The following is a 21,070-nucleotide window of genomic DNA, read 5'->3' as shown; positions in this document are numbered from 1 at the left end:
AGTCAGCGCGACTGGCTTCAACAAGCCAACGTTATAGGATGTTAAAGTCGAGCATCGCGTGAACTTAAGACACATATATATAATGCTACTTTGTACTTAACTAGTTACTTTTTTTATTATACATTTACCCTGGAAGTTGATGGGGCGAAAACTTTTCACGGAAAAGGAGGAGGATTGGGATTTCCAGGAAAAGGAAATTTTTCCGGTGAGTTTTTTTTCAGTGTGGATGATATTAATATAATTTATCAGCAAGCGAAAGTCTTTGCCGCACTTGTAACACCTCTCACTATTGCCGTAAGTTTTTTAAATGCAGATTTAGATAAATATGCACAATTTAGTGGCACTGGATTAGGAACAATATCTGCCTCAATCACAGGGGGTGGTTATTGGGAATAATATACAGGATTTTAAGTGGTAACTCTTTATTTTAATATAAAAAAGGCTTCATTTGTGAATTGATAATGATTGCCAAAGCATAAATCAAAACCACGTCGTAATGAAGCCTATCTTCCTGTCTCGGTCTATTTAAGGTTTCAATAGCGCGATATTTTCCGCCGCGTTTTCTCGGGAAATCTGTCCATCATCATTAATTCCAACGACGGATCACAATCGAGGTATTGATTCCACCAAAGGCAAAGTTATTGCTTTGGATAAACTCGGTTTGGATTTTACGCGGTTGATGCATAATGTAATCCAACTCCCCACAGGCGGGATCAATCTCATTGAGATTGATTGTTGGGGCAAACCAGCCTTCGTTCATCATTTCCAGGCTTAACCATGCTTCAAGGGCACCACAAGCCCCTAGCGTATGACCGAAATAACTTTTCAGTGAAGAAATAGGTGTTTGATTGCCAAAAATATGGGTCGTCGCTTGGCTCTCTGCCACATCTCCCCGATCGGTTGCAGTACCGTGGGCGCTGATGTAACCGATATCAGCTGGCTGTAATCCCGCTGATTTCAGTGCCATTTCAATGCATATCTGCATGGTTTCAGATTTTGGTTGGGTGATATGAGAAGCATCACAGTTAGTGGCAAATCCGATGATTTCACCGTAAATCTTGGCACCACGTGCTTTGGCGTGCTCCAGGTCTTCAAGGATCAAGGTGCCTGCACCTTCACCAATCACCAGTCCATCACGGTTAACATCAAAGGGAGACGGTGTGGTTTTCGGTGCTTCATTTTTCTGGCTGGTGGCAAACAGCGTATCAAAGACTGCCGCTTCGGATGGACACAACTCTTCAGCTCCACCTGCGACCATCACGGTTTGATAGCCGTGGCGGATAGCTTCCCACGCGTACCCAATCGCCTGACTGCCAGATGTACAGGCACTTGAGGTTGGGATCACTCGGCCACGTAAGCCAAAGAACAACCCCGTGTTGACGGCTGTTGTATGAGGCATCATTTGCACATAGGTTGTGCCTGTGATGTTATTGGTATGCTTTTCAGTCAGCATGGTGGCAAATTCGCTAACGGGTTTGGTACTGCCCGTAGAAGAACCATAGGCAATACCTGTTTCTCCATGGGTCAGTATTGGATCATTGAGTAAACCTGCCCTTTCTAAAGCCAGTTCTGTGGCGCGCGTTGACATCAGGGAAACACGCCCCATAGAACGAATGCGTTTGCGGGTATAATGTTCGGGTAAAATAAAATCCGTAACCGGTGCCCCAAGATGGGTATTAAGCCCATCATATTCTGCCCACGCTGGCATCTGTTGAACGGCATTAATGCCAGCTTTCAATTCTGCGGAAACAGATTGCCAATTGTGCCCCAATGCGGTAATGCCGCCCATTCCCGTAATCACGACCCTGCGGGGCTGGAATATAGCATTGTGGTTCATAGCATCCCCCCGTTGATTGAGATGACTTGACGGGTTACATATCCCGCAATATCAGACATCAAGTAGCTAGCAAGACCAGCCACTTCTTCCACTTGTCCCATGCGTTTCATTGGGATCATATTCATCGCTTCTTTCAAAGCCATTTCTTCCATTTGAATCATGTCTGTCCCAATCAGGCCAGGTGCAATACAGTTCACGGTGATTTTTCTTTTCGCCAATTCGATTGCCAGCGCTTTTGTGGCGCCGATAATCCCGGCTTTAGCTGCGCTGTAATTGACTTGTCCACGATTGCCCATCAAACCAGACACCGACGATAAGGTGATGATGCGTCCTCCTTGCCGTAAGCCGATCATCGGCATGACACAAGGATGGATAACATTGTAGAAGCCATCTAAATTGGTATGAATGACACTATCCCAGTCATTGCCTTCCAGTGTTGGGAAAGCACCATCTTTGGCGATCCCTGCATTGCAGATGATGCCATAGTAAGCGCCGTGAGTTTCGATGTCCTTTTCCAGTTTTTCACGGCAGGTCATTCGATCCGAAACATCAAAAGGCAGAATACGGCCACTGCCTCCGTTTGCCTGAATGTGTTCCAGTGTCTCTTCCGCACCTTTAGCATCGCGGTGATAATGTACGATGACAGTAAAACCCTCTGCCGCCAGTCGGCAGGCAATTGATCGGCCTATCCCTTTGCTGGCACCGGTCACTAAAACTGAACGCATTATGCTACTCCATCCTGTTTATTTGTGAGTTGTATGAGTTCTGTTTTGTTAGGTTGATAGGTGTTCAGACGGCCTGTCACCAGTACGGTGCCATTGCAACTGATTTCACCTTCAAAACTGCCAATTTTTTCATCTTGCAGTATTAAATTCATCTGAATATCCAAAACACTGTTTGGTGTGAAAGCGGGTACTCGGCACCGTACTGCACGTCCGCCCAGTAACATGCCCAGGGCGGAATCTTCCTCTTTTCTTTCCTTGCGATGCCAGCCAGACCAGACGCCAATGGTTTGGGCCATGATTTCAATGGCAAACCAACCCGGCAGATGGCCTTCCTCATTGAGGAAAGGGGATAAAACACCCTCTTGGCTGACTGTGACCTGACAATGGACATAATTGCTGGATACGTTGAGCACGTTTTCCAGTAACACCATGGGGGATTCATGTGGGAGATAACGATCGACTGGTAAATAATCAGGCATTATGCAGCTCCCAAAATCAGGCTGGTATTGTTGCCACCAAAAGCAAAAGAATTTGACATGACAATCGGTTTTTTCAGGGCTTGTGATTGGGTTAACAAACCACAAGCAGGCAGAGAGGTATCTCTGCCTGAGCGTGAAAAATCCTGTGCAGGCAGTGGTAAGTGACGTGTGAGCAGTAACCAGCAAAGCCCCGCTTCACAGGCACCTGCGGCACCAAGAGTATGACCGGTTAAATACTTGGTGGAGCTGCATGGCGTGTTTTCACCAAAAATGTGATTGATGACAATCGACTCCATCTGATCATTTAATTTCGTGCCTGTTCCGTGCAGGTTAATGTAACCGATTTCGGCTGGAGAGAGTCCGGCATTTCTCAGTGCCATATTGATAGCTTCAATGGCCCCTTTTCCTTCAGGATGAGGGGCTGACATATGCCATGCATCACTTGATTCTCCTACGCCGAGTAAGGCTATCGGTTGGGGTTCTCGCGTTAGCAGCAGCAATGCAGAGGCTTCTCCAATAGTAATGCCCCGGCGATCCTCACAAAAGGGGGCACACAAGGTGGGAGAAATGGATTCCAGGCTATTGAAGCCATTGATTGGCATACGGCTCAATGTGTCCGCACCACCAACAATGGCGATATCCGCCAGCCCCATTTCAATCAGGCGTTGACCGCTGATAATCGCGCGTGAACTGGATGAACAGGCTGTGGAGAGGGTAAATGCAGGCCCATCAATGTTCAGGTAGCTGGCAAGAAAGCGGGAAGGATCGCCCAATTCTTGTTGGTAATAATGGTAATGCTCATTGGGTTGCTGATGCATTGTGCGACTGACATGCTGATCACCTTCGTCGAGACCGGATGTGCTGGTTCCCATAATCACCGCGATGCGTTCCCGACCGTAGTGGGCGATGGCTTCGTCCACTTGTGGTTTTATTTGCATCAAGGCAGCCAGTAACAAGCGATTATTGCGGCTGTTGTGCTGAAACAGGCTGTCAGGAATGACGGGTAATTCAGCGTCAACGCCGCCCAGGCAGCAGGTTTTGTCGGGTTGTAACCAGCCTGAACGCTCATACATTCCCGGCGCTTGATTAAGCACGAGATTCTGTGCAATCTCATCCACATTATTGCCTAAGGCATTGAGCATACCCACGGCGGAAATATAAATCATGTCTTACTCTTCTAAATGCTGAATGGCGATGTCATAACCGAAAACGAATTGCTGGACGCGAATCGGGCGTCGTTTGCCATTTTGGGTATCATAATAAATTTCTGTGATTAATTTTTCTTTTTTATCATAGAGTTGTCGGAGATTGCTGCTCTCTTTGAGCCTCCAGCCATCAGGCAATCGATTTTGCCAAGCGGAAGCTGGCCAGTAACTGAGCATAATATCGGCCAAGACTTGGTTGGCAGGGGGAAGTTCCGGCAAGACAATAGATTGTTCGGTATGAACGCCATTTTTGTCGTAATCTAATTTGAATAACCGGATACCTAACGAAGACAACCCTGCCAGTGACAGGTGTTGCTTATCAGCATTAAGCAGCACAATCAATGATTGTTGTTTGCCTTTTACGGTAGCTGTTAACAATTGCTGTTCATTAATGGCAGGCGTTATGGTTGGCTCCGGTAATAAAACACGGACACCCGGTTTCAGCCATGCACTGGGGGGGGCGTTTTGTGGTGCGCTCGTACAAGCTGCCAACAGGCAGGTCAAAGACAGGATGAGTAACCGTGTCATGATTGCTTCTCCCTTTTTTGGTGTTTCGCTATTGCCAGTGGTGATAGCAGGAAAGCCGTAAAGATCCCACTGCATAACACGATACCAAAACTACTGATTGCCTGGGTGTTGCTGAACATCAACATGCCCAGCGTGAGCAATGAAGTACACATTGCTACGCTGATCGCCAATAGAGAGGTTAGCGGAGTGCCCCGAGGATTGCTGAAAAACAGGGTGTAGTTGATGCCAATACCCAGCACCAGAACCAGAGCTAATATTGAAAATAAGTTAAGGCTATGACCACTAAAACCGAGAACCGCCAGCCCACAGCCGAGGGACAGCAGTGATGGTAATATGCTGATGACGCCACGACGCAGGCCAAGCCGTGCTATGTAACTGGTAGCGATCAGGATGATTGAACCTGCTAACAGCCAGCCAAGTATGGTTCGATAGAATTGAAACATCTCATCGAAAGCCAGCTTGCGATCAACCCAACTGATCCCTTCCTGTTGTTCTGCCAATTGACGCATCAAGACACTGTTTTTAACGCCAGTGACCGGGAGCAGAACGCCGCTGTGGCCATTTGGCAGGGTTATCCACATCAACCGCCAACCTTCACTAACTGCACTGTTAAGCCAGTCATTCGGCGTCACAGTCATAGCGTGAGTATCTGGTTGTTTCACTGTTAATCCTGCTTCTGTCAACCGAGCTACGATATTGGGTGTAGCCGCCTTGATCAGCGCAAGATCTTGATGTTGTTGAGCAAGAGAGGAGAGAGGAAACCGTTGGTAATGGCTGATATTACCTTGCTGTTTTTCTGTATCCAATTTGGGAATAAAGGATTCCAGCCGTTGCAATGTTTGCTCTGCATTATCGCCATAAATAACGAACCACTTCTGATCACTGCGCTGTCCGGTTAACGCGGAAATGTGTTTTTCCTGTTGATGGATATCTTGTGGTAGCGCCTGTAATTGGGCAATGTCATCATTGATCTGCAAACGGGAAATTCCCAGTACGGCAAAAATCGCCAACATTATAGGTAATCCCATATAAAACAGCCGATTGCGTCTCCATGATGCCAGCCAACGCATTAACATGATCATGGCCGGAATGGGGCGTACGGGCAGGTTTTTAGCAAGTCGGGGATACCAACAAATGACGGTTAAGCAGGAAGCGGTTAACCCCGCAGCAGCAAACACCGCCAATTGGCGTAGACCGGGAAAAGGTGCAAACATCATGATTAGATAGGCAATGACAGTGGTTGCCAATGCCATTAATAAGGCAGGCAAGACTTTCTGCATACTTTGCCATGACGTCATTTCCTGACCATGTACCATGCGTTCTGTTAGATAGTAAATAGCGTAGTCAGCGGAAATGCCGATAATACTGATGCTCATCACCAACGTCATGAAATGCAGTTCGCCAAAGATCCCTAACGTTACGACAGTACCAGCCAAAGCACCGATACTGATGGAGAGAACGCACAGCAATAAAGGTTTCAGGGAGCGAAAAACGGTGTAGATGAGTAGCAATACACCGAGCACTGTGGCGCTGCCCAATGTTGAAATATCGTGTTTTGCTTGTTGGGTGGCGTAATCGCTGTAAAACAGGGTTCCCCGTGAAATCACTTTAGCATCAGGAAATTGAGCTTCCAGAGACTGCTGTATCTGACTCAACTCAGTGACAGCATGATGGCTTTGCTGCATATCAAAGGAAGCGCTTTTTAGCTCGCCATGAAGTAAGTACCAGCTTCTTCCCGAATTATCTTTGGCAACTAACCAGCCACTTTGAAGCCGTAATTGACTGGATGTCTGCTGGAGTGCCAGTTGTGAGCCTCTGACCAGCATGAAGGGATCATTATTGAGTTCTTTTCCACTGACACCAGAAAAGGCGGAATAAATCTGAGATAAGATCCAGTTTGCTTGCTGATTACCATCATCTTTCAGCCTGTCACGGGTAGCAGGATCGAGCATTGCATTACGGTGTTCATAGTAAAAACGCCCCCATGCTTGTTGTTGCTCTGCCGTCATTGGCCCTTTGACATTGGTCAGAAATGGCGTTTTTTGCAAATGCTCCAGCCAGTATTGTGCAGGGGCAGTCTCCCCATTTTTTCCCGGACTGACCATCCACACCAATTGGCGATCAAGACGTTGCATGAACTCTTCTTGCAAGGCGGGAGGCATGTTTCCCGCATTTTGCGCCGGCAATAATGCCAATACGCTGGTGGACAGGCGAGATTGAGGTAACAAGATGGCCAGCCATATCAGCAGAATAGTGCATGTTAACAACCAGAGTAGTGCCCACCGACGTGGCTCAGAATTTGAAGTGTTGCTTTTCTTCATGACTCAGCGTCTCTGGTGTTAATTGGTGTTGGGTAAAAGAGAGTTCTGTACGATCTCCCTGGCGATCAGTCAGTAAAATAGCACCAAGGTGGGTTTGACCGTTTAGCGTAATCGCCGTGAAAAGCTTATCCAAAGGAGATGTTTTGGGTGTCAGTACCAAGCGCCATTTTTCCTGCCCAAGGTCGTTGAATTCGATTTTGAAATTTTCTTCCAGCACAGCACGATCGGCCTGAAACAGTGCTCGCATCAGATGGTTGAACTGAAACAGTTGTGGATTAGAATCAGCGGTGACCACTTGGGGTGTTTGCCCTGACATGGCTTGTACCATATGGTTGTCATCCAGCAACAGTGTCAGTGGAAACGGTTTTTGCTGATGCCACCATAGCCCTTTATGTTGTGAAACCAGCATTTGACCACTGGAAGACAGGGGTTGAGACATACCTTGAATTTGCCGCACTTGTGTGAAGTGCGCTCGCACAACGGGTTGGTGAGCAAACCGCTGTTGTAATTCCTCAAGGGTGATGGCATATGCCATATTATTGATTGCCATGAAGCTTGTTGTCAGGAACAGCAATATCCAGCGCCATTTTTTCACGGCTTCATCCCCATACGTTCGAATAGAATATCTGGGCTGATAAAGCCCATTTCCTGTGTTTCTTGAGAAACGGCGACCTGAATGGTGTAGCCGACAGTGGTTTTTTCGCCGCTTGCTGCATCAAAAACTTGATAGGCAATTTTCAGGCGGTTTTCAAATTCTTCGATGGCCGCTCTGATGCGTATTTTTTGTTCAAAGAGGACGGGGGCGCGGTACTTGATTTTGGCGTCAACGACAGGCCAAATGTAGCCGGATTCACGCATTTCTCGATAACCATAATTGAGTTGATTCATCAGGGCTTCACGGGCAATTTCAAAATAGCGAAAGTAATTTCCATGCCAAACAACGCCCATGGGATCAGCATCATGAAATGGCACTGTCAATTCAACCTCGGCAGTAAAACGAGGATCAGTCAGCATTTTTTATTCCTTATTGGTTCGGGCAGACGGCAATTGCCAAAAATCGAAAAAATTAAACCAATCTAGCGGGGATTGCAGGGCATAATGTTCCAGTCGGGAAGCGTAGAGATCCACCGCTTGCTGCAAAGCTTGTTCTCTCTGTTTACGTGGCAATTCAAGGGGATTGGCAAAATGCTCACAATAAATTTTGAATTGGTTATTTTGCCGAAGAGCGAACATCAGCAGCACAGGGCAGTGCAACACGGAAGCGAGGATAAATGGCCCTTGCGGGAAGGGGGCAGAATAGCCAAGGAATTGACTCCATACGATGCGTTGAGTGTTGCCTCTGGAAGGATTAACGGCAATCCGATCACCGACAATGGCTACCCATTCGCCAGCGTCAATTTTTTCTTTCAGCATGATAGCGGTATCAGCCCCTATATCCGTGACTGGCAATAAATTGATCCCCGCTTGTGGTGAAATTTCTTCAATGACCTGTTTGAAACGTTGAGCATGTTCAGTAAAAACCAGTGCAGTGATAGTCTGTTTACCCGCTTGTTGTGCCAGTGCCCGGCAGACTTCAATATCTCCCAAATGCGAAACCAACAATAATTTCCCGCCTGAATTGTCATCCAACAATGTTTGTTCTGCACCCTCCGCAAATTCAATATCTTTTCCCCATTTCAAGTCACCCCGCCAGCTGGCGATTTTATCCAGCATGGCCTGGCCAAAACGCAGATAATGGCGATAACTATTAAGGCCTTGTGGAGTAGCGATCCCTCTGTGTTGCAAGGTTTTTTTCAGTCTCTCAAGATATTGGCTGGATGCCTGGCGTTGTAGACCGCCAGTTAGCCAGAAATAACCAACAACAGGATAAAGCAACCATTCAAAAGGCTTGCGTCCAAACCATCGGTAAACCGCTAGCATGAACTTCATGCCAGACAGCCCCTTACGCTCTTGAATATCTGACCAATGGTAGCGCTTACGCCATAATAGTGAAGGAATGCGGGGTAACATGCCGAAAAACAGGCGGGTATGCATCCATGAGATGCTAAGGTTATCCTTCAACGCATCAAAATGGGATAGGCCATTTTCAGGATAAGTGACTTTTGTTGGCACAAATTCATTTTCTGTTCCCTGCCAATAAAGCCGCACCATGATCTCGATATCAAAATCCATGCGATGCCCGACATCTTTGTCAGCCAACAGTTGTAGCGTAGGTGCCAATGGATAGACACGAAAGCCACACATACTGTCTTTAATAGACAAAGACAGGGTTTCCACCCAAACCCAGAAATGGGTGATATAGCGTCCATAAAGGCGGGATTTGGGCACGGAAGCATCATATTGCGGGCTACCGGAAATCAAGTGATCGGGATACTGATGTGCCTTTGCCAAAAACAGGGGAATATCTTCCAGGCAATGTTGACCATCGGCATCAACTTGTAAAACATGGCTGTACCCTGAATCCGCCGCTGCCCGCATTCCTGCCATGACTGCACCACCTTTGCCCTGATTATGTTCAAGGCGGATAAGTGTGACATCAGGAACGGATTGTGCTAAATCTTCGAGGCGATGTTGAGTCTCGACTTCACTGCCATCATCCACGATAAAACAGTGGAGACGATAAGGGGATAACCTTTCCAATACCGCAGGCATGGTCGCGCCGTGATTATAACAAGGAATAACCACGCAAAGAGTGATTGTATTCGCGCTCAACGACATAGCTTTATTTTTCCCTGGCTTGCAGTCTGGCCTTCGTTTCCATTCTGGGTTTCTAAGTCATAATGGAAGACCAGCAGGTGTTTTTTTTCATCCCATTTGATGTTCAATAGCAGTTTGTTGCCTGGTAGCAAAGGACGCTGGAATTTCACCATTTCAATCGAAGAGAAAGACCAGTCTGGTGTCAGCAAGGGTTGAGCATAATGCATGACCCAATCGATTTGAGCCACGCCCGGCAGAAGTGGCTGAATGGGAAAATGCCCTCGGAACCAATCCAGATTGGGATCTAAATACAGTTGTACAATGACCTCATTGGGGGCAGGTTGCTCGTGATGAATTTCAATGGGTTTCATTAAATAGTTCCTGTAATGCAGGCCATGAGCGTTTGCTTTGGGCATTTAAGGGAATGGCTTCAACGACTCGCCAATAACGTGGCAATGCGACAGATTCCAGCCAAGGTTTTAACTGATGACGCCAATCTTGTGACAGTTCATGAATTCCTTGCTGTTGATAACGTTTGCCGGTTTCGTGATCTAAAACGACTACCGCACCAATGCTATTGCGTTTACCTCGATTAATCGGCAATACCGCTGCGTCAGCGATCCCTGAAATGTCACACAGACGGCGTTCGATTTCTGACAGGGAAATGCGTTTTTCTTCAATTTTCACCAGACGATCTCGGCGCCCTAATAGAGCAAAATTACCCTGGCTATCGAAGGCAAACTGATCATCCAGAATCAGACCAAAAGGCTCAGGAAGAAGAGGAGAATAGACACGCACATTCTTTTCTTCATCTTCCTGGAATGACACTTCTTTAAATGTGGTCCAGACTGCATTGTCCGTTTTACGGCTTCGCCAGGCCATTATGCCGGTTTCGGTACAGCCATAAATTTCATTAGGCGGCGTGTTGAACCACTGCATTGCTTTTTCCGCATCGGTGAAATGCAAAAGCCCACCCGCAGAAACGACAAACGTGCAATCAGGGCCGGGGAGTTTGTCATCAAGCCGTTGTAGGAAGGCGGGACTACTGATCAGTGCACAGCGTGGGCTATTGGTAAGCTGCTCAGGAAATTCTACTATCTTGCGATCAAATGTTAAGCCCAGTGACATGGGTAGCCAGATGCGGAATGTTAAACCATATAAATGCTGGTGGCTGACCGAAGCTCTGACAATGCAGGATTGTAGCTTGTCTCCCCACAGAGAAGCCAGCCATTGGGATTCAAGATCCATGACGGCAATGGGCTTGATCACTGCTTGAGGAATGCCTGTCGAACCAGAAGTGAACATCACCAAAGTGGCATCTGGTGAGATGGCTGGTAATGTAATGTTAGGTGAAGTTTTTTCTGTCGTATCAATTTCTGGATTAGACGATGTAATCTGCCAGCAAGGACAAGATAAGCTCAGAGGTAAATCCGTCAATACACCATCAAAAAGAGATTGCTGCTCCTGTAATTGGGCTTCGCGACAATGACCCGGAATAACAGGGATTTTGCCGGCATGAAGTGTTGCCAGCAAGGCGACACAGAAGTCATAACTATCTTCAAAACACAAAGCCCAGCGGGAAGCTGCGCGTTTTGGCTCTGTTATGTGTAGGTTTTTCAGGCGTAAATATAATACGGTGACATCCTGCCGAAGTTTATTCAGGCTGATAGGATGATTGCCCCGATTGCCCCAACTGACCAGCCGTTGGGGACCATTATCCTCTGATAGCCATTGGGATAGAGGTTGTGCTTTCATCATTTTTTTACCCGTTGGCGTACCAGCCATTCAATGGAAATGAGTAATCCAATTAATAGATAGCTCACCACGCCGTTCCATAATGTCCACAGGGTCATATTGTTATACAGGCAAGTTCCAAGTGACACTGTGCCATTGAATATAAAGAACAAGCACCAGATGTAAGTGACCTTACGTGTATAGATAATACCCTTTGGGGGTAAATTAGGCTCTTTGATACGGGCTATCCTTTCAATGATAGGAGGCCCGCAACGTAATGAGTTGCTAAACAGAATCAGTAGAACAGCATTAACAACCACGGGGTAGTACATAAGAAGTTGGTGGTTGCGCAGAAACAGGCTGGCTAAACCCAGGGTCAGCCCTGCTATGGATAATACCCAACTGGTTTTCTGCTGACTGTAGGCCTGATGTTTGTTCGACAATAATCGCAAAATAAAAAATAGAATAATAACAATCAATATGGCATGAAATTGTCCGTAGTGAACCATCGCCCAGCCTAAAAAAGGCCAGGCGATTAACATTACGGCATTGGCAATACGGAGCAATAAAATCAATGAACTACCCACATGTTTATCATTTTTTCTACTTTTCTGATGGTTTATTGCTGATTATTGTTCTTGCAACAATTGTTCCACGGCATCCACGACATCCTGCACGGTGCGAACAGACTTGAATGCTTCAGGCTTGATTTTTCGCCCCGTTTTCTTTTGCAAATGTACAACCATATCAACGGCATCAATGCTATCTAACTCCAAATCTTCATAGAGCCGTGATTCAGGCGTAATGTCTTCGGGAGATAGCTCAAACAATTGAACCAGTAGCTGGGAGACTTCCTGAAGAATCGCTTGTTTTTCCATGATGGCACCTGTTCTTATGCTTGTTGTGACTGGATGTAAGACGCCAGCGAGGAGACAGAAGTGAAGTGTTGGCGCATCTCTTCACTTTCAGAAGATAATACGATGCCATAACGATTTTTGACGGCCAGTCCCAGTTCCAGAGCATCGATAGAATCTAAACCTAAACCGTCGCCAAACAGGGCGGCATCGGTTTCAATATCCGCAGGTGTAATATCTTCCAGATTCAGGACATCTATAATTAATTGTTTTATTTCAATATGTAACTCTTGCATCATCGTATCCGACATCTATTAATTTGATGGTGTTAGTAATTGAGTAAGTTGACGATTAAGTTGGCGGGCAGCGATGGCATGCCCGTTTTCTGTATCAACCGCGAAATTTTCATTGGTGAGTTGTTCACCAATCGTGATCGTATAAATGGGTTTTTTCGGTGGGATTTGATACCACTGGCTTTTTTTATCCAGCATTCTTTGGCTGCAAGTGATATGTATGATCCGTAAATCACATTCACATCGCACCGCGATATTTGCAGCCCCACGTTGCAGTGTCATTGACTGACCCGGTGTCGTGCGGGTTCCTTCTGGGAAGATCAAGATATTGTGACCAGAAGCTAGTCGCCCGCGACAGACAGGAAGCAAAGTTTCTGCATCACTGTTTACCGGGTAACGTGCAGAACGAATGACGCCACTGATAAAAGGATTGCGCAGTAATGCAGATTTTACGATGCAATCTATATCTGGTAGTGCCGATGCCAAAATAACGTAATCCAGCAAAGTCGGGTGATTAGCAACAATCAAACAGCCTTTATCCGCACGGACTTTATCCAACCCATTGAAATGGTAATCCAGTACCCCTAATTTTTTGGTCAAAAAAAGGAACAGGCGAAAACTCAATGAAATGCTGTGGCGGGCAAGGTGGCAGCGTTTATCTTCATTGCGTTGGAAAACTAACAATAAATTAAACCAAATAAGAGAGAGTAATAACCCACCCAGGCCAAAAAGGGTAAAACACAACCCGGTCATGAGCAAACGCCAGAACCAGTTAGTGCGTTCAATGATATTGATTGAAATCCTTTTCATCATCCTATCGGCTCCAATTCCACTGGCAATGATCCCCTGAAACAATGAAATTCTGTTCACCCTGCAACCAGTGACGAAGAAACTGGAGGCTTTGAGGAAGACTTGGTTCTGTTTCCACTGAAAATTGCTTTGTACAATGCAGGCCAGTACCTTGCTCCAGGAGCAGAGCTACCGCAAAGGGATAGGTTGGGGCCTTGGCATTGATGACATTGTGATAAAAGCGGGGGATCTCGCCCTCAAAATCGACAAGCAGAACTTTACGATGACCCGTATGAAGCAGTGTTAACGCTTCAAATAGTCCTTGCTGGAAACTGTCAATACCTGCCGAAACGGAAGAGGAAACCAGAGGCGCCTTAGCGACAATGGTTAAATTACCGACAGAGGAGTTATGAACTGACATGGTAAAATTGGTGGGCGAAACATTCTCTTTTTGCGCCAGATTCTGCAATATCTGGTAATTACGTTCTAACTCACCATGACGGCTGGTATAGACAATGGCATCGACCTGATTGCGACGTAGGATGCTCAAGCCACAATCCACAGCAAGGCGACTGCCGGAGCTTAAGCGGCGGGCTGTCATCATCGGTAATTGGGTGCATTTCTCTAATGGCCGTGATTGATCAATAGTGACGGGTAATGTTGCAGACCATTTCTTCCACTCATCAATATGAGAAAGCCCAGGAGCGATGGCTTGCCAGTCTGTAATATCCAATGTCAATTTCATGAAATACCGTCTGTTACTGTTTTTTGCAGATCAGTAATGTGTGGCCCAAACCTAACTGATCTATTTGGTTTTCTATAACCAATCCAGCTTTATTGAGGAATTGGGTAAAATCATTAATGCTGTAAAAACGACTATTACCATTTGCCATACAAGTAAAATAGAGCGAGGTAGCATTAAGGCTATAAGCTGCTGCTTCAAAAGGCTGGCAGTCCCAAAACAGCTCCATGATACAAATTCGAGCATCAGGTTTCATCGCTGCGGCGATCTTGCGTAAAATGCCTGTAATCTGTGTTTCGGAAAAACAATCAAGAAATTGGCTCATCCACCAAATATCTGCGCCTGTGGGTAAATTGTTATCCGATAACATGTCAACAGGATGGCCGAAAATACGATCAGTCATTCCCTGGCTGCGTATATTTTCTTCAGCCAATTTTATTTGCTGGGGTAAATCCAGAATAGTGACACTGACTTTACTGTCATATTGGCAACAGCGCAATGCCCATTTTCCTGTATTGCCACCAACATCATAAATCACTTTAGGATCCATGGAGAAAACCGTTTTCAATGCTGCATTAAAGGCGGAATCAGAATAAAAATGGTCAAATGAAAACCAACTTGTTTTCGCAGGTTCGGGTAGTTGGCTTAGGGCAGGGTAAATAGTTGACCATTCACCGAACACTTTTAATCCAGCCGGCTTATTTTTCAGAAGAGATTCTTTCAGGTGAAATAGCCCTTGATAGCAAACGTCTTGCGTAAAATCCATATTGACGCGAGTCATCTTGTCATTCAGCAAATAATGTCCAATCTTACTGAGGAAATAACGATCATCGTGTTTGAGAATAATTCTTCCACTCAACCCCATATCTAACAAAATACCCACACCGTAGCTGTCTAATTCGGAATTGCTGCAAATTTCATCTTTAGTTACACCATTTTTATGGTTTTTATCCAGGAAAGATAAAATCCCGCAATCACGCAGTCCGATTGCTGTTTGAAATAGCATAGGAGCGAAAGCAATGCGTTGAGCTTCTGTAATCGCTTCAAGTGCACTGAATTCATCTTTTTCATAATTATAGGGTGTGGTCATATATCCAGATATCCAATAGGTCTATAGCCAGAAAAAGCCTATCTCATCAGGATGTTTTCATTGATTGGGATAGGCTCTAAAGTAAGTGTTTATTTATTAGCTAGCAGGGATAAATTTAACTGAATGTCTCTATCTAGGTTATTGACCCAACGGTTATAGTTGCGGTGAATTTTTCCGTCACCCTCTCTTAATTCATGGCTCTTGACATAATTGATAGAGTAGTTTTTGGCGGTATAGTTGATGCGTATTTGCACGTCATGCTTACGATTTTTCAGTGAGCCATTAATAACCCCAGGAGAGACTTCAGTCATTACCCACTTGCGGTTCTTACCTGCTTCCAATATTGCTTTTTTTACGGAAGATAGGGAATTTTTTGTCACGATGGTGGTTTGGGGAGTTAATATCGGTACGTTACGAGCGCAGCCTGCAAGAGAGACAATGCAAGCCAGACTGATTAATAGCTTATATGAAATTTTCATTATTTTTCTCATGGTAAATAAGACCATATAGATGGTGAAATAGTTACGTTGCGCAGAATAGTTTAAATAAATTCCAACAATACTGCTACATCTATCACTTTATTATAGATTTTATCTCTACTTTTTATTTATTTTTAGAATTTATTAACTGTGATTGTGTATATGTGTATTTATTTGTCCTGTTAATTTAAAATTAGTTGGTTGAATATCGAATCGGATTTTATATTGATTTTGCGGATGCTTATATCAATGACAATGGATTTTGTGAATGCATTTTTTAGTAATGTAAGTGATAAAAAGGTTGATAATAATCACTGTTGTTATTTGTTGGGTTAATATTTAAATATGAGTACTGCTATTTTTTCCATAAATAATCAATGAAACAAATTTATTGATATCATGAAAGAAAATATGTACTCAATAAATTTCAAGTGGCAGCACCAGATTAATGCCGTTCACCCCGAATTATCGGCAAGGATGCATTTACCTAATACTTTAGCGTGTCTTCCAGACCACTCCAGGTTGTTACGCTCCAGGTTCTCCGTCCCAATAATCAACTTCGTCGCTGACCCGCCCAACAAAATGAAGCAACTTTCCGTCTTGCTGCTTTAACACAGACTGAAACTTGCCCGAGTCCGGATATCCAATCACATCTGCTGAAACATTTGTTGAAATAGCAAGATAGCGCAATGGAACTGAACCGGTGTTGATTATTTGATGGGCGGTCTCTTGCCCTCCCGCCGGAGCACTTACAACATCACCCTTCCCGATCGAAAACTCATCGGAGCCAAAACGGTAAGTACGCCGCGACAAGTTACGGCAGCGGATTAGCAATCTGAGTACGTTAACAAAGAGTAAAAAACGCACTAAACAGGTTGATCTGTCATCTGATATTACTTATTGATTTAAAAGTTATTTTCTCCAATTCAAAAGCTATTTTTGAGGGGTTTTTAGTGAAAAATTCTAGAAATATCGGATAAATCACACAATTAAATATTACCCAGTGCAATTAATTCGGAGAGCGATTATATTAATTTAGTCTGTTTATATATACAGTATTTTGAGTGTCGTATTTCAAATAGTAGGGCTAAAATGTTAGATTCTTTAAACACCTCCATTCTGTTAGAACGTATTGAATTAATTTGCAAAATGGGAGGTTCGGAATATTTAAATGATAATGACCGGCAGATTACCCTGTTTTGGCTTGGCGAGTTGATTAAGCAAGTTAAAAGTGAGCTGGAAACCCAGATAGAAAAGCCACTGATAGTGGCTTCTTAAAACTTAAATCATGCTGCATTGGCTTGCAGCAAGTCTAACGCCATCTGGCGCTGTTGCAGACTGAGGTTATTAATCACAGTCTGCAACAGAATATCGCCCGTTTTCGCACTGAGGCTGATGGTGTGCGAGAACGTCAGGGTCATCACAACACAGGCACACCGGAGAACGCCAGCGCCATCAGGAACACGGCCTATAAATCGGACGGGCTGAAACAGAAGTATTCGCCGGTGATTGGGTAAGGTTTTTACGCCATACCGTAGATTGATATTTTATTCAGAGGCATTAAACTGGTGATGTTAGTTGGAGAGTAATGCGCTAAGGCTGAGGCGACCAATCTCAGTCATAGCATTAAGGCCACCGGGTTAACTGCCCGGTGGCCTTTAACATTTAGGGATGAGCAATTTCTTTTCGTGCCAATTCAGCCAGAAAAGCAGAACGGTTTTTATAGTGACCGTTTCGCTCAATATAGCGGTCTATCGCAGTTAACAAATTGCCGGGCATAGTCAAGTTGAACTTGATGGCCTTTGATTCGTATTTCGCGGGGTCTAATTCAATCAGCGCAATCATCCCGCCATCTTCCGCCAAGCGGGGGTCATTGATATAATCTGATGGATCTTTGGGGGCTGGGACATACCCACCTTGCTCAGTCAACACTTCCATATGCTGACCAAAAGCACTTTCAGCATCACGAATAGCTTCTTCTAAGGTGTTGCCAGCGAAAAAACAGCCGTCAGCATCAGGAAAGTAACCGTCAAAACCCTCTTCTGTTTTAAAGATAAAGAGCGGATAAATCATAATATTACCTCGATAGTTTATGATGATAAGTAGCGCAGAGAAGGAGCGGTCAGACCGCTCCTTGATGATTACAACAACTTCAATCCTGAATTTTTCTGTGCCTGCCGAAGAATCCCCTTTGACGAATCTTTTCTTGGATGCGGTACGGTGATTATCTCTGCACTACTCATCAATCCTCCATTGTGTTGATTTGTGGGTATAAATCCCATAAAATCACATGCAGCCAATGATTTTATAGGCATTATACCTATAAATATTAATAGACAGTGCTCCCTCTCTTTACCCGGTCATTTATTACCCGCCCATAGGGTGCAATCAAACGCACACAGAGACATGCACAATCAAATTGACATACGTACAGTTAATTTGGGTCACGGAATGGATCGCAAGGAAAAATCAACTTAATGATATTAAAAGGAAAATTCTATTTTACGTGAGGGGTTAGATCACGGAGAGGGGTTAAAGAAAAATTCAGAATATAGTAACGGTGTGGTTTTACGTTGATAAGGAGGCTGAAATCAATTGAATCAGTAAAGATATTTTCAGTGGCCGAAGATTTTTTTCGGTTTGGCTTGTTTGATTAAAAAATAATCTTTTTTATGTATCAGTGGATATGATGCGGGACACTAAATTTTTCTCAGGGGACAAAAAGGGGACATTGACCAAAAGACATAAAAAAACCACTCGTGTTTGAGTGGCCTATCTTGCTGATTTAACAGCTGAAATCTGGTGGCCCCTGCTGGACTTGAACCAGCGACCAAGCGATTATGAGTCGCCTGCTCTAACCACTGAGCTAAGGGGCCGTTGAACTGGAGGGATTATACGGTACAGTTTGGTGCTAGGTCTAGTCCCCAAAATTCATATGCGCATTTTATAGGCAATAATCAGTATCTTTTAACGTATTTCAGTCTATTGGCAGTAATCTGGCCGCTTTTTTAGTGATGTTGGTCGTTTTTATAGTAAATATTTCTGATTATTTGTTGGTCTCTGACCATAATCTGGTCAAGAAAATCTTGTTAGTCCAGTTTTGTATTTTTCATTGATTTCCCATCATTCTTATCTGCTTATAGACTTCCCTTCCTACATTATTTTTCAGGATCCTAAATCGGTATTTGGGTGTCCAGACGATATGATATTGACAACATCAAAGTACATGCGATGCTTTCTTGAATCTACTCATGGTTAAATCCTTCTCTGTTATGGGGATAACAGTTCGGATTTTCCCATGAGTAGCATTACTGGCAGAGCCAACTTGTTGCTGACCACCTCCACAGGAGGTGATATTCAGTTATGAATAAAAAAGCGTCTGTCGAAACAGACGCTTTTCAGATTTATCACTAAATCCGTTGGTTAGTCATCAAGGAAGCTGCGCAGTACTTCGGAACGGCTCGGATGGCGCAGTTTACGTAGTGCTTTTGCTTCGATCTGACGAATACGTTCGCGGGTTACATCAAATTGTTTACCCACTTCTTCTAAGGTATGGTCAGTGTTCATATCGATACCAAAACGCATACGCAGAACTTTCGCCTCACGTGCTGTCAGACCGGCCAGCACATCGTGAGTTGCCGCGCGCAGGCTTTCTGAAGTTGCTGAGTCCAGCGGCAGTTCCAGAGTCGTATCCTCGATAAAATCGCCCAGATGTGAATCTTCATCATCACCCACAGGGGTTTCCATGGAGATTGGCTCTTTGGCAATTTTCAGGACTTTGCGGATCTTGTCCTCAGGCATCATCATACGCTCGGCCAGCTCTTCCGGTGAAGGCTCACGACCCATTTCCTGCAACATCTGGCGGGAAATACGATTGAGTTTGTTGATAGTCTCAATCATATGTACTGGGATACGGATGGTACGTGCCTGATCCGCGATAGAACGTGTGATCGCCTGACGGATCCACCAGGTCGCGTAAGTTGAGAATTTGTAACCACGACGGTATTCAAATTTATCAACCGCTTTCATCAAACCGATATTACCTTCCTGGATCAAATCGAGGAATTGCAGGCCACGGTTGGTATATTTCTTCGCAATCGAAATAACCAGACGCAGGTTGGCCTCAACCATCTCTTTTTTCGCACGGCGGGCTTTCGCTTCACCGATTGACATGCGACGGTTGATGTCTTTGACCTGTTCAATGGTCAGGCCGGTTTCTTCTTCAATCTGGCGTAACTTTTGCAGGCTACGCATAACTTCTTCTTCAACTTCCAGCAACTTGTCAGACCATGGCTTGTTCATTGCTTTTGCAGCGGTGAACCATGTATCCGTGGTTTCATTGCTAGAGAACAGCGTAATGAAGTTTTTCTTCGGCATTTTGCACTGTTCAACACACATCTTCATGATCTGGCGCTCTTGAAGACGCACGCGATCCATCATGGAACGCATATTATTGACCAGATGATCAAACTGCTTTGGTACCAGGCGGAACTGTTTAAATACTTCAGATAAAGTTAATATTTCTGCTGCGGAATTAGGATGACTACGACCGTATGTTTTAATCGCCTGACGAGTTAGTTCGTGTTGTTCACGCAGTTCCGAAAATTTCTGGCGAGCGAGTTCTGGATCGATGCTGTTATCCTCTTCGCTGTCAGCATCATCATCACTGTCTTCATCTTCATCTTCATCATCGTTGTCAAGTTCTTCCTGGGGAAGTTCTGAGCCAACGTGAGTGGCGGTTGGGGCAAGATCTTCTTCTGCATTCGGATCAACGAAACCGGTGATCAAATCGGACAGACGACTCTCGCCGGATTCAACACGGTCGTATTGTTCTAACAGATAAGTAATTGCTTCAGGGTATTCAGCAACGGAGCACTGTACTTGGTTGATGCCATCTTCAATGCGCTTTGCAATGTCAATTTCACCTTCGCGAGTCAAGAGTTCAACCGTACCCATTTCGCGCATGTACATGCGAACCGGATCGGTGGTACGACCGATTTCTGACTCAACACTAGATAGCACTTGCGCAGCCGCTTCCACTGCGTCTTCATCTGTGTCGTTTGTGTTTTCTGCCAACATGAGATCATCGGCATCAGGTGCTTCTTCCATTACCTGGATGCCCATGTCATTGATCATTTGGATGATATCTTCTATCTGATCAGAATCGACGATATCTTCCGGCAGATGGTCATTGACCTCAGCATAGGTCAAATAGCCTTGCTCCTTACCTCGGGTGACAAGTAGCTTTAGCTGTGACTGCGGGTTTTGCTCCATAAGACGGTATCCACACTTCAGAG

The 21,070-nt window shown here is 44.9% G+C and carries 23 protein-coding genes, 1 tRNA gene and 2 pseudogenes; 2 read left to right on the top strand and 24 right to left on the bottom strand.

The genetic code is table 11. From position 1 onward, the window contains the following. The first annotated feature begins 90 nt into the window (after nt 1-90). Nucleotides 91-396: a VapA/VapB family virulence-associated protein gene (locus tag AAY47_RS02485; RefSeq protein WP_072059726.1), complete on the top strand. Its 306-nt coding sequence runs from the start codon at nt 91-93 to the stop codon at nt 394-396. 190 nt (nt 397-586) lie between these two features. On the opposite strand, the gene AAY47_RS02480 is transcribed toward AAY47_RS02485, so the two are convergent. The 19 genes from AAY47_RS02480 to AAY47_RS02390 form a co-directional block, all read right to left on the bottom strand. Continuing rightward, on the bottom strand, nt 587-1,837 hold the full coding sequence (locus AAY47_RS02480; RefSeq protein WP_047766660.1) for a beta-ketoacyl-ACP synthase: 1,251 nt from the start codon (nt 1,835-1,837) through the stop codon (nt 587-589). Next, on the bottom strand, nt 1,834-2,565 hold the full coding sequence (locus tag AAY47_RS02475; RefSeq protein ID WP_047766659.1) for a 3-ketoacyl-ACP reductase FabG2: 732 nt from the start codon (nt 2,563-2,565) through the stop codon (nt 1,834-1,836). Before AAY47_RS02475 ends, AAY47_RS02480 begins: the two co-directional genes overlap by 4 nt. Beyond that, entirely contained in the window at nt 2,562-3,041 is a 480-nt protein-coding gene (locus AAY47_RS02470; protein ID WP_047766658.1) for a hotdog family protein, read from the bottom strand. Before AAY47_RS02470 ends, AAY47_RS02475 begins: the two co-directional genes overlap by 4 nt. Then, nucleotides 3,041-4,207, bottom strand: a complete 1,167-nt coding sequence (locus tag AAY47_RS02465) for a beta-ketoacyl-[acyl-carrier-protein] synthase family protein (protein ID WP_047766657.1) — start codon at nt 4,205-4,207, stop codon at nt 3,041-3,043. The genes AAY47_RS02470 and AAY47_RS02465 overlap by 1 nt, the downstream gene beginning before the upstream one ends. A 3-nt stretch (nt 4,208-4,210) precedes the next feature. Continuing rightward, the gene (locus AAY47_RS02460; RefSeq protein ID WP_047766656.1) at nt 4,211-4,774 is read right to left on the bottom strand and encodes a DUF3261 domain-containing protein; all 564 of its coding nucleotides are present in this window, start codon (nt 4,772-4,774) and stop codon (nt 4,211-4,213) included. Then, complete coding sequence (locus AAY47_RS02455; protein WP_047766655.1) at nt 4,771-7,095, bottom strand: MMPL family transporter; 2,325 nt, start codon at nt 7,093-7,095, stop codon at nt 4,771-4,773. Before AAY47_RS02455 ends, AAY47_RS02460 begins: the two co-directional genes overlap by 4 nt. Beyond that, nucleotides 7,067-7,645 carry a LolA family protein gene (locus AAY47_RS02450; protein WP_047766668.1) on the bottom strand — a complete coding sequence of 193 codons (579 nt, stop codon included), beginning with the start codon at nt 7,643-7,645 and terminating at the stop codon, nt 7,067-7,069. Before AAY47_RS02450 ends, AAY47_RS02455 begins: the two co-directional genes overlap by 29 nt. A 41-nt stretch (nt 7,646-7,686) precedes the next feature. Continuing rightward, on the bottom strand, nt 7,687-8,109 hold the full coding sequence (locus AAY47_RS02445) for an acyl-CoA thioesterase (protein ID WP_047766654.1): 423 nt from the start codon (nt 8,107-8,109) through the stop codon (nt 7,687-7,689). Nucleotides 8,110-8,112: 3 nt separating this feature from the next. After that, a complete protein-coding gene (locus AAY47_RS02440) occupies nt 8,113-9,813 on the bottom strand; it encodes a glycosyltransferase family 2 protein (RefSeq protein WP_047766653.1) in 1,701 nt (566 codons plus the stop codon). Further along, nucleotides 9,804-10,163, bottom strand: a complete 360-nt coding sequence (locus AAY47_RS02435; RefSeq protein WP_047766652.1) for a hydroxymyristoyl-ACP dehydratase — start codon at nt 10,161-10,163, stop codon at nt 9,804-9,806. The genes AAY47_RS02440 and AAY47_RS02435 overlap by 10 nt, the downstream gene beginning before the upstream one ends. Beyond that, the gene (locus AAY47_RS02430; protein WP_053014199.1) at nt 10,150-11,550 is read right to left on the bottom strand and encodes an acyl-CoA synthetase; all 1,401 of its coding nucleotides are present in this window, start codon (nt 11,548-11,550) and stop codon (nt 10,150-10,152) included. Before AAY47_RS02430 ends, AAY47_RS02435 begins: the two co-directional genes overlap by 14 nt. Continuing rightward, nucleotides 11,547-12,101, bottom strand: coding sequence for a hypothetical protein (locus tag AAY47_RS02425; protein WP_152669750.1), 555 nt, complete (start codon nt 12,099-12,101; stop codon nt 11,547-11,549). Before AAY47_RS02425 ends, AAY47_RS02430 begins: the two co-directional genes overlap by 4 nt. A 54-nt stretch (nt 12,102-12,155) precedes the next feature. After that, entirely contained in the window at nt 12,156-12,404 is a 249-nt protein-coding gene (locus AAY47_RS02420; protein ID WP_369813286.1) for an acyl carrier protein, read from the bottom strand. A gap of 14 nt (nt 12,405-12,418) precedes the next feature. Further along, nucleotides 12,419-12,676: a phosphopantetheine-binding protein gene (locus tag AAY47_RS02415; protein WP_047766649.1), complete on the bottom strand. Its 258-nt coding sequence runs from the start codon at nt 12,674-12,676 to the stop codon at nt 12,419-12,421. An 18-nt stretch (nt 12,677-12,694) separates the two neighbouring features. Beyond that, complete coding sequence (locus AAY47_RS02410; RefSeq protein WP_235428272.1) at nt 12,695-13,486, bottom strand: lysophospholipid acyltransferase family protein; 792 nt, start codon at nt 13,484-13,486, stop codon at nt 12,695-12,697. Nucleotide 13,487: 1 nt separating this feature from the next. Next, a complete protein-coding gene (locus AAY47_RS02405; protein ID WP_047766648.1) occupies nt 13,488-14,207 on the bottom strand; it encodes a beta-ketoacyl synthase chain length factor in 720 nt (239 codons plus the stop codon). Nucleotides 14,208-14,220: 13 nt separating this feature from the next. Then, nucleotides 14,221-15,294 carry a methyltransferase gene (locus AAY47_RS02400; RefSeq protein ID WP_047766647.1) on the bottom strand — a complete coding sequence of 358 codons (1,074 nt, stop codon included), beginning with the start codon at nt 15,292-15,294 and terminating at the stop codon, nt 14,221-14,223. Nucleotides 15,295-15,383: 89 nt separating this feature from the next. After that, entirely contained in the window at nt 15,384-15,773 is a 390-nt protein-coding gene (locus tag AAY47_RS02395) for a hypothetical protein (protein ID WP_047766646.1), read from the bottom strand. 525 nt (nt 15,774-16,298) lie between these two features. Continuing rightward, the gene (locus AAY47_RS02390; protein ID WP_200897718.1) at nt 16,299-16,586 is read right to left on the bottom strand and encodes a hypothetical protein; all 288 of its coding nucleotides are present in this window, start codon (nt 16,584-16,586) and stop codon (nt 16,299-16,301) included. 279 nt (nt 16,587-16,865) lie between these two features. Between AAY47_RS02390 and AAY47_RS02385 the strand changes: the two genes are divergently transcribed. Further along, nucleotides 16,866-17,051: a hypothetical protein gene (locus AAY47_RS02385; RefSeq protein ID WP_047766645.1), complete on the top strand. Its 186-nt coding sequence runs from the start codon at nt 16,866-16,868 to the stop codon at nt 17,049-17,051. Between the two features lie 8 nt (nt 17,052-17,059). Here the strand turns inward: AAY47_RS02385 and AAY47_RS02380 are convergent. The 5 genes and pseudogenes from AAY47_RS02380 to rpoD all read right to left on the bottom strand — a co-directional run. Further along, nucleotides 17,060-17,209: pseudogene (locus tag AAY47_RS02380) on the bottom strand (transcriptional regulator); the annotation flags it as partial. 229 nt (nt 17,210-17,438) lie between these two features. Beyond that, nucleotides 17,439-17,846 (bottom strand): type II toxin-antitoxin system HicB family antitoxin, encoded by a 408-nt coding sequence (locus AAY47_RS02375; RefSeq protein ID WP_047766643.1) that lies wholly within the window; start codon nt 17,844-17,846, stop codon nt 17,439-17,441. A 727-nt stretch (nt 17,847-18,573) separates the two neighbouring features. After that, nucleotides 18,574-18,649, bottom strand: a tRNA-Ile gene (locus AAY47_RS02370). 236 nt (nt 18,650-18,885) lie between these two features. After that, nucleotides 18,886-19,026: pseudogene (locus AAY47_RS20325) on the bottom strand (transposase); the annotation flags it as partial. A 170-nt stretch (nt 19,027-19,196) separates the two neighbouring features. Next, complete coding sequence (gene rpoD / locus AAY47_RS02365) at nt 19,197-21,047, bottom strand: RNA polymerase sigma factor RpoD (RefSeq protein ID WP_047766642.1); 1,851 nt, start codon at nt 21,045-21,047, stop codon at nt 19,197-19,199. Nucleotides 21,048-21,070 lie beyond the last annotated feature (23 nt).

It is taken from the genome of Xenorhabdus griffiniae (assembly GCF_001028135.1).
GTDB classification, from domain to species: domain Bacteria; phylum Pseudomonadota; class Gammaproteobacteria; order Enterobacterales; family Enterobacteriaceae; genus Xenorhabdus; species Xenorhabdus bakwenae.
The sequence above is the reverse complement of the archived record's forward strand: the minus strand, read 5'-3'. Positions and strand labels throughout refer to the sequence as shown.